The organism is Dietzia sp. CH92 (genome assembly GCF_032248695.1).
GTDB lineage: Bacteria > Actinomycetota > Actinomycetes > Mycobacteriales > Mycobacteriaceae > Dietzia.
The window spans coordinates 1-14,174 of record NZ_JAVHXC010000001.1 but is presented as its reverse complement, the minus strand read 5'-3'; the positions used below and the strand labels follow the sequence as shown (position 1 = coordinate 14,174).

The 14,174-nt window shown below is 73.2% G+C and carries 14 protein-coding genes; all 14 read right to left on the bottom strand.

Annotated elements, in window-relative coordinates; translation table 11 throughout:
* Positions 1-4: 4 nt before the first annotated feature.
* Positions 5-733 (bottom strand): SMC-Scp complex subunit ScpB, encoded by a 729-nt coding sequence (gene scpB / locus RWK90_RS00070; RefSeq protein ID WP_396230240.1) that lies wholly within the window; start codon positions 731-733, stop codon positions 5-7.
* Complete coding sequence (locus RWK90_RS00065; protein WP_314033483.1) at positions 724-1,530, bottom strand: segregation/condensation protein A; 807 nt, start codon at positions 1,528-1,530, stop codon at positions 724-726. The genes scpB and RWK90_RS00065 overlap by 10 nt, the downstream gene beginning before the upstream one ends.
* A gap of 7 nt (positions 1,531-1,537) precedes the next feature.
* Complete coding sequence (locus RWK90_RS00060) at positions 1,538-2,413, bottom strand: ParA family protein (RefSeq protein ID WP_314034682.1); 876 nt, start codon at positions 2,411-2,413, stop codon at positions 1,538-1,540.
* 94 nt (positions 2,414-2,507) lie between these two features.
* Complete coding sequence (locus RWK90_RS00055) at positions 2,508-3,458, bottom strand: tyrosine recombinase (RefSeq protein WP_314033481.1); 951 nt, start codon at positions 3,456-3,458, stop codon at positions 2,508-2,510.
* Between the two features lie 17 nt (positions 3,459-3,475).
* Positions 3,476-4,045 (bottom strand): NUDIX hydrolase, encoded by a 570-nt coding sequence (locus tag RWK90_RS00050; protein ID WP_314033479.1) that lies wholly within the window; start codon positions 4,043-4,045, stop codon positions 3,476-3,478.
* A gap of 5 nt (positions 4,046-4,050) precedes the next feature.
* Positions 4,051-5,880 (bottom strand): CTP synthase, encoded by a 1,830-nt coding sequence (locus tag RWK90_RS00045; RefSeq protein WP_314033477.1) that lies wholly within the window; start codon positions 5,878-5,880, stop codon positions 4,051-4,053.
* Between the two features lie 64 nt (positions 5,881-5,944).
* Complete coding sequence (locus RWK90_RS00040; protein ID WP_314033475.1) at positions 5,945-6,862, bottom strand: copper transporter; 918 nt, start codon at positions 6,860-6,862, stop codon at positions 5,945-5,947.
* 5 nt (positions 6,863-6,867) lie between these two features.
* A complete protein-coding gene (gene steA / locus RWK90_RS00035; RefSeq protein ID WP_314033473.1) occupies positions 6,868-8,055 on the bottom strand; it encodes a putative cytokinetic ring protein SteA in 1,188 nt (395 codons plus the stop codon).
* Between the two features lie 44 nt (positions 8,056-8,099).
* Positions 8,100-9,857, bottom strand: coding sequence for a DNA repair protein RecN (gene recN / locus RWK90_RS00030; RefSeq protein WP_314033471.1), 1,758 nt, complete (start codon positions 9,855-9,857; stop codon positions 8,100-8,102).
* Positions 9,858-9,866: 9 nt separating this feature from the next.
* Positions 9,867-10,811 carry an NAD kinase gene (locus RWK90_RS00025; protein WP_314033469.1) on the bottom strand — a complete coding sequence of 315 codons (945 nt, stop codon included), beginning with the start codon at positions 10,809-10,811 and terminating at the stop codon, positions 9,867-9,869.
* Positions 10,808-11,629, bottom strand: a complete 822-nt coding sequence (locus tag RWK90_RS00020) for a TlyA family RNA methyltransferase (protein WP_314033467.1) — start codon at positions 11,627-11,629, stop codon at positions 10,808-10,810. Before RWK90_RS00020 ends, RWK90_RS00025 begins: the two co-directional genes overlap by 4 nt.
* A complete protein-coding gene (locus RWK90_RS00015) occupies positions 11,629-11,841 on the bottom strand; it encodes a hypothetical protein (protein ID WP_314033465.1) in 213 nt (70 codons plus the stop codon). Before RWK90_RS00015 ends, RWK90_RS00020 begins: the two co-directional genes overlap by 1 nt.
* A gap of 10 nt (positions 11,842-11,851) precedes the next feature.
* Positions 11,852-12,850: an HAD-IIA family hydrolase gene (locus RWK90_RS00010; RefSeq protein WP_314033463.1), complete on the bottom strand. Its 999-nt coding sequence runs from the start codon at positions 12,848-12,850 to the stop codon at positions 11,852-11,854.
* A gap of 5 nt (positions 12,851-12,855) precedes the next feature.
* Entirely contained in the window at positions 12,856-14,034 is a 1,179-nt protein-coding gene (locus tag RWK90_RS17330; protein ID WP_396230239.1) for a tetratricopeptide repeat protein, read from the bottom strand.
* Positions 14,035-14,174 lie beyond the last annotated feature (140 nt).

Below are 14,174 nucleotides of genomic sequence, written 5' to 3'. Positions count from 1 at the left end.
TGGGTCACATCTCTTCGTCGTCGTCTCGGGGTGTGGGTTCGGGCGCCGCGGCGCGGCGCCGCCCCAGGGGGATCCGCGGATCCTCCGCGGGGTCGTCGCTCATCTCGTCGACCAGGTCGACATCCGGTAGCAGCGGGGCGATGTCCGGCAGCTCGTCGAGCGACCCGAGCCCCAATCTTTCCAGAAATAGCTCCGTCGTCCTATACAGCATGCCTCCGGTGTCCGGGTCGGTGCCGCATTCGACCGCCAGTCCGCGCGCCACGAGGGTCCGCATGACCCCGTCGACGTTGACGCCGCGGACCGCCGCGATACGGGACCGGGTGACGGGCTGGCGGTAGGCGATCACCGCGAGGGTCTCCAGCGCGGCCCGGGTGAGCCGCGAGCTCGCCCCGTCCGTGAGGAGGCGCTCGACGTACGGTGCCAGCTCGCGACGGGTGTAGAGGCGCCACCCGTCCCCGGTGCGTCTCAGGTCCATGCCACTGCCCGCCGCGGTGAGCTCCTCGCGCCACGCCCGCAGCTCCGCCTCGACCTCGGCGGGAGTGGAGTCCGCGGCCGCGGCCAGCGCGTTCTCCGCCGTCGGCTGGTCCACCACGAGCAACAGGGCCTCGAGCCGCGCCCGCAGCGGCGGGGTGTCGGAGGCGGGTCCGCCGTGCTCGTCGTCGTCGTCCCCCGGTACCACCGCGTCCACACGGCGCGCGTCCCCGGGCCCTCCCCCGGTGCCACTCACGTCCACTCGTCCCTCCCCCTCGTCACGTCGTCGGCGTCCTCACCGGTCCAGCTCACCATGAGGTCCCCCAGCGCCTCGTCCTGGGCGAGCGCGACCGCGCGCGCCCGGTACAACTCCAACAGGGCGAGGAACCGCGCGACGACGACGAGGGATTCATCACACCCGGCGACCAGATCGCGGAAATCCACCCACCGACCCTCCCCGTGGAACCGCAACAGCTCGAGGACCCGGGCCGCCTGCTCGGGCACCGACACCACGGGGGCGTGCACGTGCCCCCCCCCCCCCTCCTCCCCCGGCCGCGGCCGGAACGCCACCGCGGCGATGGTGGCCAGCTGCCCGGCGTCGACCCCCAACTCGACCTCCGGCAGCAGGCCGAGGAACTCCTCGTCAGGCCCCGCGGTCCGCGGATACGAGTGCCGCGCGGTGCGGTCGAGCTCGGCGAACAACTCCGCCACCCGCCGGAACGCCCGGAACTGCAGCAACCGGGCGAACAGCAGGTCCCGCGCCTGGAGCAGCGCCAGGTCCTCGGGGTCCTGCACCTCCCCCGACGGCACCAGGCGCGCGGTCTTGAGGTCCAACAGGGTCGCCGCCACCACCAGGAACTCGGTGACCTCCTCGAGCCCCGCCTCCTCACCCAGGCGGCGGGTGTGGGCGATGAACTCGTCGGTCACCGCGTGCAGCGCCACCTCGGTCACGTCCAGGCGGCGCGAGTCGATGAGCCCCAGCAGCAGGTCGAACGGGCCGGAGAAATTGCTCAGGTGCACGGTGAACGCCCGCGGGTCCCCCTCCCCGGCCTCGGTCACCGCCTGCTCACCTACCGCGTTGGATGACCTCGCGCGCCAGGGCACGGTAGGCCTGGGCACCCGCGGACCTCGGGGCCCACGTCGTGATCGGCTCGCCCGCGACCGTGGTCTCCGGGAACCGGACCGTGCGCGTCACGAGCGTATCGAACACCTTGTCCCCGAACACCTCGACGACCCGGCCGAGCACGTCACGGGCGTGCACGGTGCGGCGGTCGAACATGGTGATGAGGATGCCGGTCAGGTGCAGGCGCGGGTTGATCCGGTCGCGGACCTTGTCGATCGTGTCGGTGAGCAGCGCCAGCCCGCGCAGGGAGAAGTACTCGCACTCCATGGGGATCAGCACCCCGTCCGAGCAGGCCAGCGCGTTGACCGTGAGCAGACCCAGCGACGGCTGGCAGTCGATCAACACGTAGTCGTACCGGTCCAGGACCGGGTAGAGCGCGCGCCCCAGCGCCTGTTCCCGCCCCACCTCGTTGACGAGCTGGATCTCGGCGGCCGAGAGGTCGATGTTCGCCGGGATGAGGTCCACGCCCTCCACGCGGGTACGGACCAGGACCTCCTCGGTGGACACGGTGTTGTCCACCAGCAGGTTGTAGACGGTGAGGTCCAGCTGGTGGTGCGGGATGCCCAGGCCGGCCGACAGCGCACCCTGGGGGTCGAGGTCCACCACGAGCACGCGACGCCCGTACTCGGCGAGCGCGGCGGCGAGGTTGATGGTGCTGGTGGTCTTGCCGACGCCGCCCTTCTGGTTGCACATCGACACGACCATCGCGGGCCCGTGCGAGCTCAGCGGCTCGGGCTCGGGGATCGCGGAGAAGCCCTCACCGGCCGCCGGGTCGTCGGCCCCCAGCAGCTCCGCGCGCGAGAACAACGCGGGATCCATCGCCCCAGTGCCCTGCGCCACCCGCGTCTCCTCTCGTCACCGTCTCACCCGACGCGCGCCTCACCGCGCGGCCCGGGCCGTACCCACGGTCACGTTACCGTGCGCGGGGGTGGCACTCGGCCCAGACCTCGCGGAGCGTGTCGACCGTGACGAGGGTGTACACCTGCGTGGTGGTCACGGAGGAGTGCCCCAACAGCTCCTGCACCACCCGGATGTCCGCGCCGCCGTCGAGCAGGTGCGTGGCGAAGGAGTGCCGGAACGAGTGCGGGGACACCTCCTGTTCCACCCCCGCGCGGGCCGCGGCCCGCGACACCACGGTCCACAGGGTCTGCCGCGAGATCCGGCCGCCGCGGGTGTTGAGGAACAGTGCGGGGCCGCCTCGCCGGGCCAGGGCGGGCCGCGCACGGGTGAGGTAGGCGCCGACCGCGTCGCACGCCGGACGACCGACCGGGACGACGCGTTCCTTGTCGCCCTTGCCGCGCAGGATGACCGTGCCCCCCTCCGGGTGGTCGAGGCCCTCGAGATCGTCGACGTCCAGGCCGATCAGCTCCGCGGCCCGCGCCCCGGTCGCGTACAGCAGCTCGAGCATCGCGCGGTCGCGCAACCGGCCGGGGTCGGTGTCGACGCCGGTGTCCCCGGCGGCCTCGATCACGGCGATGACCCGATCGACGGGCAGCGCCCTGGGGAGCCGTCGTGGCGGGCGCGGCGGGGTGACGGCGGCGGCCACGTCGGCGTCCGTCACGCCGTCGCGCGTGGCGAAACGGTGCAGGCCGCGGACCGCGGCCAGGGCCCGCGCGACCGAGCTGGGGGCCAGGGCCGGGCGGCCCTCGTCGAGGTCCACGGTGGCCAACCGGGCGCGGAAGCCCTCGACGTGGGCCTCGGTGACCGCGGTGAGGTCGTCGACGCCCACCGACGCGAGGTGCCGCCGGTACCTGTCGAGGTCACGGCGGTAGGCGGCAAGGGTGTGGGCCGAGGCCCCCTTCTCGACGGCGAGGTGGTCCAGGTACTCGCGGATACGGGCGGTCGCCCCGCCCCCGGAGGTCATCGGCGAGGCCCGCCTCGTCAGGACCGGTCGATCACCGCGCGGGCCGCGAGGATGCCGGCCACGGCGATGCCGTTGGTGATCCGGCCGTCGAGGACCGAGTCGACGGCGTCGGCGAAGGGGACGCGGGCGATCTCCATGTCCGCCTCCTCGTGCTGTGCGTCCGGGCGCCCGACCTCGCGCAGCCCCGTGGCGAGATAGACGTGGACGCGCTCGGTACAGAAGCCCGGCGAGGGCACCATCTCGATGACCGGGCGCCAGTGCTCGGCCTCGAGCCCTGTTTCCTCGACGAGTTCGCGGCGCGCGGTCCCGAGAGGCTCCTCCCCCTCGACGTCACACAGTCCGGCGGGCAGCTCCCAGAGCCGCTCGCCCACCGCGTGCCGGTACTGCCGCACGAGGGTGATGCGCTGGTCGTCGTCGAGCGCCACCACGGCCACGGCGTCGTCGTGGCCGCAGATCTCCCGCTCCGCGGTGCCCCCGCCCGGCATGGTCAGGGTGTCGACACGCAACCGCACCACCCGGCCGTCGAAGATCTCGCGGCTGGAGACGGTCCGGTAGTCGTGTGTCCCGGGGGCACCGCTGTCGGTCATGTGCGTCAGCTCCGCTCCGCGGCGGCCTCGGCGTCCGACCCGGCGTCCACCTCGTCGGCACGCACCGTGGAGGTCTTGGCGTCCGGCGCCTCGACGACCCCGGGCGACCCCTCCCCCGCCTGGTCGGCGCGCCACGGCTCGACGGGCAGCCGCATCTCGTTCTCGTAGTCCAGGGCCGCCTTGATGAAGGCCACGAACAGCGGGTGGGGGCGCGTCGGGCGCGACTTGTACTCCGGGTGCGCCTGGGTGGCCACGAAGAACGGGTGCTGCTCGCGCGGGTACTCCACGAACTCGACCAGGTGACCGTCGGGCGAGGTGCCGGAGAACTGCAGACCGGACTTCGCGATGGTGTCGCGGTAGGCGTTGTTGACCTCGTAGCGGTGGCGGTGCCGCTCGGTGATCTCGGTGGTCCCGTACGCCTCGGCCACGATCGAGCCCTTGGTGAGCACGGCCGGGTAGGAGCCCAGGCGCATGGTGCCGCCCAGGTCGGCGTTGCCGGCGACCGCGTCCACCTGGTCGGCCATGGTCGAGATCACCGGGTGCTCGCCGTCCGGCTCGAACTCGCTGGAGGACGCTCCGTCGAGGCCGACCGAGCGGGCCGCCTCGATGACCGAGCACTGCAGCCCGAGGCACAGGCCGAGCAGGGGGATCCTGTTCTTGCGCGACCAGGAGATCGCGCCGAGCTTGCCCTCGATGCCGCGGATGCCGAAGCCGCCCGGGATGAGCATGCCGTCGACGCCCTCGAGCGCCTCGCGGGCGCCGGCCTCGGTCGTACAGGCGTCGGACTCCACCCACCGGATATTGACCCGGGCGTGGTGCGCGAACCCGCCCGCCCGCAGGGCCTCGGTCACGGAGAGGTAGGCGTCCGGCAGGTCGATGTACTTGCCGACCAGGGCGATCTCGACCTCCTCGCGGGGCTCGTGGACCCTCGTGAGCAGGTCGCCCCACACGGTCCAGTCGACGTCGCGGAACGGCAGGTTGAGCTTGCGGATGACGTGCGTGTCCAGGTGCTCGTTGAACAGCACCTTGGGGATGTCGTAGATGCTCGGCGCGTCGGGCGTGGACACGACGCCCTCGAGGTCCACGTCGCACATGAGCGCGATCTTGGCCTTGAGCCCGTCCGGCACGTCCCGGTCGGAGCGCAGGATCAACCCGTCGGGCACGATGCCGATGGAGCGCAACGCCGCCACCGAGTGCTGGGTCGGCTTGGTCTTGAGCTCGCCCGACGGCGCCAGGTACGGCACGAGGGAGACGTGGAGGAAGAAGATGTTCTCGCGGCCCACCTCGTGGCGGACCTGCCGGCACGCCTCGAGGAAGGGCTGCGATTCGATGTCGCCGACCGTGCCGCCGACCTCGGTGATCACCACGTCCGGGCGGCGACCCTGCTCGTCGGGGTCGCCCATCGCGATGATGCGTTCCTTGATGGCGTCGGTGATGTGCGGGATCACCTGGACGGTGTCACCGAGGTACTCGCCGCGACGCTCCTTGGCGATGACCGCCGAGTAGACCTGCCCCGTGGTGACGTTGGCCTTCGCGTTGAGATCGCGGTCGAGGAAGCGCTCGTAGTGACCGAGGTCGAGGTCGGCTTCCGCGCCGTCCTCCGTGACGAACACCTCTCCGTGCTGGAAGGGGTTCATCGTGCCCGGGTCGACGTTGATGTACGGATCGAGCTTCTGCATGGTGACGCGGAGTCCGCGGGCGGTGAGCAGCTGCCCGAGGCTCGAGGCGGTGAGCCCCTTGCCCAGCGACGACGCCACGCCGCCGGTGACGAAGATGTGCTTGGTCGCGGACCGCGATGCGGCTCGGTTCAGTGCCAAGGGGACTCCCGTGTCCATACGCCGGAATGGATGAATGCTGGTGCGGCTCCGGTGCACCCCACGGGGCTTCAGGCTATCACCGCTACGGCGTCGGGGGGAGCGACGGTGCCGCGCCGGACGCATCCGGCCCCAGCCCGTAGTGACCCTGCTCACGGGCGAGCTGCTCGGCCAGTGCCGAGGCGATGGCCAGGCGGCCGGCGGCGGTGCCCGCGTGGTCGATGGTCGAGACGTCCTCCGCGCCCGAGGAGCGCAGGACGCCCACCGGGTCGCCGCCGGCGCCGGCCCCCGGGCGGGTCGCCACCACGGTGCCCGCGCCCTCCCGGTCGAGCGTCCGCGCGAGGGCTGCTACGCGGACGGCGGTCGACTCCTCGTCGCGGGGGCCGGAGAGGACGAGAGCGACCTGCCCGGGCCGCAGCGTGCCGGGTTCGAACTCGATGACGCCCGCGTCGGCGAGAGTGGTGAGGACCGTCGAGCGGTCCTCGTCGTCCAGGTGCGGTTCGGCGTCCTCGGCGCGCAGCAGGGCGGCGCGGCCCAGGGCGGTGCCGAGTTGGGTCCCCAGATCCGCGTCGGCGGGCGGGGCGCCACCGATGGGCAGGTTCGCGACCAACGCCTGGACCTCGGCGTCGGCGGCCGGGTCGACTGCCTTGTCGGTGAGGGTCACCCGCCCGGCGTCGATCCCGCCCGCGACGGCGATGGCCTCCTCCGCCGCGGTGACGTCCTCCGCGACGGCACCGGGGGCCACCACGACCAGGACGGGTCGTCCCTCGAGCAGGCCGTCGAGAACGGTCGGGGTCAGGTCCGCGGCGAGGGCGTCGAGCCGTTCGGTGGCCCTGCGCTCCGCGGCGAGGTCGTCCCGCGCCGTCTCGAGTCGCGCCGCCGTGGTCTCCTCCCGGTCGACGACCGCGTCCCGGATCGAGGTCGCCACGGACGTGGATCCCAGGACCACGCCGACCGCGAGTGCGAGGAACACGGCCACCAGCGTGAGGACGTGGCGGCGCATCGAGATCAACGGAGGAGCCCCTGGACCCACAGGGCGAAGGAGTTCCAGGTCTCGACGGCCCAGAGCAGGAGGTCCTGCGCGGCGTCGCGGGCCACCACGACGGCGGCGACCGCGACCAGCGCGGCGAGCACGATCAGCGCGAGTCCGATCCCCGAGCCGCGCGAGCGGTAGAGGGTGGCGCAGGCCCGGGCGTGGACGAGTTTCGCCGACACGGTGGTGTCGACCATCGTCGACGAGGGTGCGGAAGCCGGTCGGAACGCGTTCTCCAGGCCCCGGTCGTCGCCGGTGACGACGATCATCTCGGCCTCGCCGTGGTAGGCCAGCAGCAGCGCCATGTCCCGCGCCGTCGCGGCGGCGGGGAAGGTCGTGGCGCCGACGCCGAGCTCGGTGATCTTCTCGAGGCCCTCCGCCCGGCCGTCGCGGTCGGCGGGGACCACGAGCACCGCACCGTCGGTGAGGACCTCGTCGGCGACCGCGGTGGGGGTGGCGACGACGACGTCGGCGGCCAGCCGGGCGGAGCGCAGCAGATCCGCCCCGCCGTCCACGCCCACGAGCACCGGGCGGTACTCGCGGATGAAGGGCTTGAGCTCCGCCAGCTGCTCCCGCGAGGAGGCGTCACCCGTCACCACCACGACGTGGCGGTCGGTGAAGTCCACGTCGATCTCCGGCAGGCCCTCGCCGTCGAGGAGCAGCGGGTGTTCGAGGCTGAGGAACTCGGTCGCGTTGGCGAGGTGCGCCAGGGCCGACTCCACGTAGTTCTTCTCGGCCCCGTCGACCTCGGCGAGCAGCGTCGCGGAATCGGCCTCGCGGCCGGCTGCGAGTTCGTCCTCCGTCTTGACGGAGTAGACCGCACCCCCGTCGATGCGTACCCGGGTCCCGTCGGCGACCTCGGCCAGATCGGCGTCCTCGATGACGGGCACCGTCGACGCGGCCAGGATGCGGAAGGCCGACCGCGGGAGCATCTCCTCGCCGGCGGCGGGCGCGTGGACGACGGCGGCCACCCCGGCCTCGACGAGCGCCCTGGCGGTCTCGGCGGGCGCACGGTTGAGGTCGAGGACGGCGACGTCCTTGGCGCCGAGCCTCCTGGGCACCGGAGCCCCCGGCTCGATGCGGCGCACGGTGCCCACGACACCGGCGAGGTCCTGGGAGCGACGATTGAGCAGACCCGACATCTTCATGTGCACGAGTATCACGCGTGTGATTCGAGTGACGAGGGAGGTCACCCCGGCGTGTCGCCTTAACGGTCGACTTGAGCTTGAGACTTCTCCAGTTGGGCCTTCTCCAGCAGTTCCCGGGCGTGCGCGAGCCCGGTGTCCGTGTCCTCGAGCCCGGCGAGCATCCTGGCCAGTTCGGTCACCCGGTCGGCGTCCGCGACGGCGGTGACCCCGGAGACGACACCCGGTACATCGGAGGCGTCGCCCGCGGGGTCGGCGTCTTTGTGCACCACCAGGTGCGTGTCGGCGTAGGCGGCGACCTGCGCGAGATGGGTCACGGCGATGACCTGGTGGGTGCGCGCCAGCCGGGCGAGTCGTTTGCCGATACTCAGCGCGGCGCGGCCACCCACGCCGGCATCGACCTCGTCGAACACGAGGGTGCCGCCACCGGAGCGTTCGGCCAGGACCACCTCGAGGGCGAGCATGACCCTCGACAGCTCGCCGCCGGAGGCGCCCTTGCCGAGCGGCACCAGGCCGGACGGACCGTCGAGCGCCAGCTCGACGTCGTCGAGGCCGCTCTCGGTGGCGCCGTCGAGCCCCTCGCCCAGCGGGGTGACGCGGACGACCAGGCGCGCACCGCCCATCGACAGGTCGGCCAGCTCGGCGGTGACGCGGGCGGCGAGGTCCTCCCCCGCCGCGCGACGGACGGCGGTCAGGGCGGCACCGCGTTCGCACAGCTGCGCGGCGAGACGTTCGACCGTGGCCCGGAGTTCGGCGACGGCGGAGTCGGACGTGTCGACCTCCTCGAGTCGGGTCCGCGCCCTGGCCGCCCAGGCGATCACGTCGTCGACGTCCGTCCCGTACTTGCGCGTCAACGCGCGGAGGTCGTGCTTCCTCTCCAGAGCGGAATCCAGGTCGGCCGCGTCGACGGGGAGCTCGGCGAGGTACAGGCCGAGCTCGGTCGCGGCGTCACCGAGCGCGGCGACGGCCTGGCCGATGCTCGTGGAGATGGGTTCGAGCGCGGGGTCCCCGGCGCCGGCCAGTCGTTGACGGAGCTGATCGAGCACCGCGACCATCGGCTCGGCGGTCTCCCCGTCCCCGGTGAGGGCCTCGTGGGCCTGCCCGGCCACCTCGCGCAGCTCCTCCGAGTCGGTCAGGCGGCGGATCAGCGCGTCGAGTTCGGCCTCCTCCCCCGGCCGGGGGTCGAGGGCGTCGATCTCCTCGAGGCCCATGCGCAGCAGGTCGGCCTCCCGGGCGAGCTCCCGGGCACGCCCCGTCCGCTCGGCCAGGGAGCGCTCCGCCTCACGCCACCGACGGTAGGTCTCGCGGTAGGCCGCGAGCGCGGCTCGGGCCTCGTCGCCGCCGTGGGCGTCGACGGCGTCCCGTTGCCGGTCCGGGCGCAGCAGACGCAGCTGGTCGTTCTGTCCGTGGACCGCCAGCACCGGGGCGCAGAACCGGGCGAGGGTGCCGGCGGGCACGGAGCGGCCACCCAGCCGGGCGCGGGAGCGTCCGTCGGCGCCGACCCGCCGGGCGGCGATCACGCTGCCGTCCTCGTCGAGATCGACGTCGGCGTCCTCGAGCAGCTCGTCGAGGTCCCGGCGGTCGGCCGGGTCCATCGTCGCGGTGGCCGACAGGTCGAAGCGCCCCTCGACCACCGCCTTGTCCGCGCCCCGGCGGACGCGGCCGGGGTCGGCGCGGCCGCCGGCGAGCAGCCTCAGCCCCGTGACGACCATCGTCTTACCCGCACCGGTCTCACCGGTGAGCACGGACAGTCCTGGTGAGAAGTCGGCGACGGCCTCGTCGATGACGCCGAGGCCGCTGATCCGGAGTTCCGTGAGCACGCACCCACCCTAGGGGAGGGGACGGACACCCGATCGTCCGCGCCACCCGGTGACCGGCAGTTCGAACTTCGTGACCAGCCTGTCCGTGAACGGTGAGTCGTCGAGCCTCACCCACTTGACCGGCCGGCGACCGCGGATGACCTCGACGCGGCTGCCGGGCGGGGCGTCGACCAACCGTCGTCCGTCGAGGACGACCACGGCCGGGCCGGAACGGACCCCGGTCTCCACGGCGACCCTGGAGGTGGGGGCCACGACCATGGGGCGGGCGAAGAGCGCGTGGGCGTTGTTGGGGACCACGAGGATGGCGTCGAGCTCGGGCCACACGATGGGGCCGCCGGCGGAGAAGGCGTACGCGGTCGACCCGGTCGGCGTCGAGACGAGCATGCCGTCGCAGCCGTAGTCGCTGACCGGGCGGCCGTCAATCTCGACCGAGGCCTCGAGCACGCCCTGCCGCGCCACCTTCTCGATGCTGACCTCGTTGAGTGCCCAGTCGCGGGCGAGCTCGGTGTCCCCGTGGATGACCGTCGCCTCGACCGTCATCCGCTCGACCACCCGGTAGTCGCGGGCGGCGATCTGCTCCACCACCCCGCTGAGGGAGGAGACCTCCGATTCGGCGAGGAAACCGATGTGGCCCAGGTTGACGCCCAGGACGGGGACGTCCGCGGCGTGGGCGTACTGGCAGGCGCGGAGGAAGGTGCCGTCACCGCCGAGGACGAGCACGAGCTCGCAGCCCTCGGCGGCGCTCGGCGTGTCGGGGACACACTCCACCGCCCCGCCCGTGGCGACCTTCTCGTGGGTGTCCTCGAGTACCCGGACGGTGATGTCCTTCGCGGCGCAGGCGTCGATCACCTGGGCGACCGTGGCGACGATGTCCGGCCGGGCGGTGTTGGGTTCGAGCAGGATGCGGCGCGGCTGCGGGGTCCCTGGTGCGTCGGCCACGGGTGTGTCGGTCATCGTGGTCCCTCCTCGACGGCCGTGCGGATCGCGGCCCGCGCGTCGTCTGACAGCCCCGCACCCTCTCCCGCTTCCGACCGCCGCAGGTGGAGGAAGTACTCGACGTTGCCGGAGGGGCCGGGCAGCGGACTGGCGACGCAGCCGAGCGGTTGGAGTCCGAGACCGGCGGCGGCGTGGGCGACGCCGGTGACCGCCTCGATGCGCAGTTCGGGGTCACGGACGACGCCGCCCTGACCGACCCGCTCGCGCCCCACCTCGAACTGGGGCTTGACCATCGGCAGCAGGTCCCCGCCCGGGCGGGTGCACCGCGCGAGGGCGGGCAGCACGAGCGGGAGGGAGATGAAGGACAGGTCGGAGACCACCAGGTCGACGGGGCCCCCGATGTCCTCGGGGGTGAGGGACCGGACGTTGGTCTTGTCGTGGACGCCCACCCGTTCATCACTGCGGAGCCGCCACACCAGTTGGCCGTACCCGACGTCGACCGCTTCGACCCTGGCGGCGCCCCGCGAGAGCAGGACGTCGGTGAAGCCACCGGTGGAGGCGCCGGCGTCGAGGCAGCGCGCCCCGTCGACGACCACGTCGGTGAAGGTCTCGAGTGCGCCGATCAGCTTGTGGGCTCCGCGGGAGGCCCAGTCCGGCTCGTCGGAGGCGGTCAGGGCGATGGAGGTGGTGGGTTCGACCTGCGTGGCGGGTTTGGTGGCCGCCACCCCGTTGACGATGACCCGTCCGGCGTCGATGAGGTCGCGCGCCCGCTCGCGGCTGTCGCACATCTTGCGGCGGACGAGTTCGGCGTCGAGCCGCATGCGTTTGCCCGCCATCAGCGCCGGTCGTCCAGTGCGGTGAGCGCCCGGGCGAGCAGCTCGTGGGCGGCGTCGAGTGCGGCCACCTGGTCGTCGCGGACCACCCCGGCGTCCGCAGCGGTACCCGGGGCCCCGGCGGAGTCGGCGAGGAGGTCGTCGAAGGCCGAGCGGAGCTCGTCGATGTCGGGCCCGGAGGGCCCGGGTCGTGGAGGGGATCCGGGGGTGGTCACGGCTTACACGCTAGCCGACGACGAGTCCCGCATCCCCGACCCGGGACCGCAGACCGTCCCCGACCACGGAGAGGTCCGAGACGTCGTGATGCCACGCCTCGGCGATGACGGCGCGGGCCAGATCCAGCCCGTGCAGGTCCTGCGGGGCGCCGGTCAGGCGCAGGCTCCCGGAGTCGACGACGACGTCGAGACCGGCCCCGGACCGGATCCGACTCGCCTCGGCGGGTTCGGCCAGCGCCGACAGGTCGTGCGCCAGGTGCGTGGGGCGCCGGTGCGGCTCGGCGGCGAGGAGGTCGGTCTGATCGTGGACGCCGGTGAGGACCATCAGTGCGGGCATCCCGGCGGCGACGGCGCCCTCGATGTCGGTATCGAGGCGATCGCCGATCACCAGGGGGCGCGTGGCTCCGACCCTGTCGGCGGCGGCACGGAGGACCCCGGCCGCCGGTTTGCCGGCGACGACCGGCTCGCGGTCCGTGGCGGCGCGCAGGGCGGCCACGAGGGAACCGTTGCCGGGGAGCAGGCCCCGTTCGGTCGGGAGGGTCGTGTCGACGTTGGAGGCCACCCAGGGCACACCGCGGCGGATCGCGAGGCAGCCTTCGGCGAGATCCGCCCAGGTGAGTTCGCGCGACAGGCCCTGGAGGACTGCGTCGGGGGCGTCGTCGGCGGACAGCACGACGTCGTACCCTCCCTCGCGGGCGAGCTGCCGGAAACTGTCGTGTCCCACGACCAGGACCTTCGACCCGGGTGGGACGTGGTCGCCGAGCATGACCACCGCGGCCTGCGCGCTGGTCATGACCTCGTCGGCCCGGGTGGTGAACCCCAGTTCCCGCAGGTGGGCGGCGGTGTCCTCGGGGGACCGACTGGCGTTGTTGGTCACGTACACCACGGGCAGTCCGGCCCGCTCGAGCGCGTCGGCGGCCCCGGGGATCGGCTCGGTGCCCCGGATGAGGGTGCCGTCGAGGTCCACGAGCAGCGCGTCGTGCGCGTCCGCCAGGGTGGGGGCGCTCACCGTGCTCAGTCCTCCAGCTCGGCCAGACGGGAGGCGGCGTCGGTGGGGTCCTCCGGGTCGGCGTTCAGGGCGTGCCGGAACCACTCGGTCGCCTCGTCCTTCCGATCGGAGGCCAACAGGACCTCCGCGTACGCGTAGTCGAGGCGGGCGGCGGCTTCTCCGCGGGCCTCGGGGTCCACGCCGGCGTCCTGGAGCGTGACGAGGGCGGCGTCGAGCTGACCCATGTCGACCCTGGCGCCGGCCTCGACGATGCGGAGTTCGACGAGGTCCTCCGCGTCGAGGAGACGGGATTCGTCGCCGCGGGCGAGTTCGATGGCCCGCTGGGGTCGCTCGAGTCCGCGTTCACAGTCGGCCATCATGGCGAGCAGGCCGGGCCCGCCGGAGATCCGCCGGGCGGCCCGGAGTTCGCCCAGCGCTTCGGACCACTCACCGGCGCGGTAGGCGAGGACGCCGAGAGTCTCGCGGACGACACCGATGCGTCCCGCACGGTTCTTCGCGGCCCTCCCGTGGGCGAGGGCCAGCTGCGGGTCCTCGTCGACGAGGTACATGGCGGCGACGAGGTGCCGGGCGACGGTCTCGGCGTTGGACTTGTCCAGGCTCCGCAGATCGCGGCGCACGTCGGAGTCGAGGTCCGCCGCGTCGATATCGTCCGGCAGGGTCGGCTCGTCGGCGCGGGCGGCGTGTCGTGCCTCCTGCCCGGGCCGGCCCGGGCCCCGGCGGTCGGGGGCGGGCCGATCACCGCGTCCGGCGACCGCGCGGGGACCGGAGCCGCGCCGATCACCACCGGGGCCGCCGGCGCGTCGATCACCGCCGGCCCCGCTGCCACCCCGCTCACCGCCGGGAGCTCCGCCGCGGCGATCGCCTCCGCCCGCGGCACCCCGACGCTCGCCCCCGGCCCGACCACCGACGGGCGCCCTGCGGGGTCCGCCTCCGGTGCGGCCGGCGCCGTCCCCACGGCCGGCGTCTCTCTCGCCACCGGAGCGGGCTGCGCCCGAGCGCCGGTCGCCGGAGGAATCACGGTCCGGCCGGGGAGTGTCGGACCCGTCGTAGCGCTTGCCGCGACGTTCACCGAAGGAACTGTTGTCGCGTCGTTGGTCTCGTGGGGCCCGGTCGCCCCGGCGGGGTACGTCACGGTCGCCGCGTCGGGGCGAGCGGTCTGCGTTCTCTGACCGGGGTTCGTTCACGTCGTTCACCTTACGTGCGCCGGCGGTGCCGACGGGGATCGGGTTGACAGGGGTACAAATAAGACCAGCGGGAGGAACAGTGAAGTCCCTCCCGCTGGTTGTGAAGTTGTGTTCGGCGGTGTCCTACTCTCCCACACCCT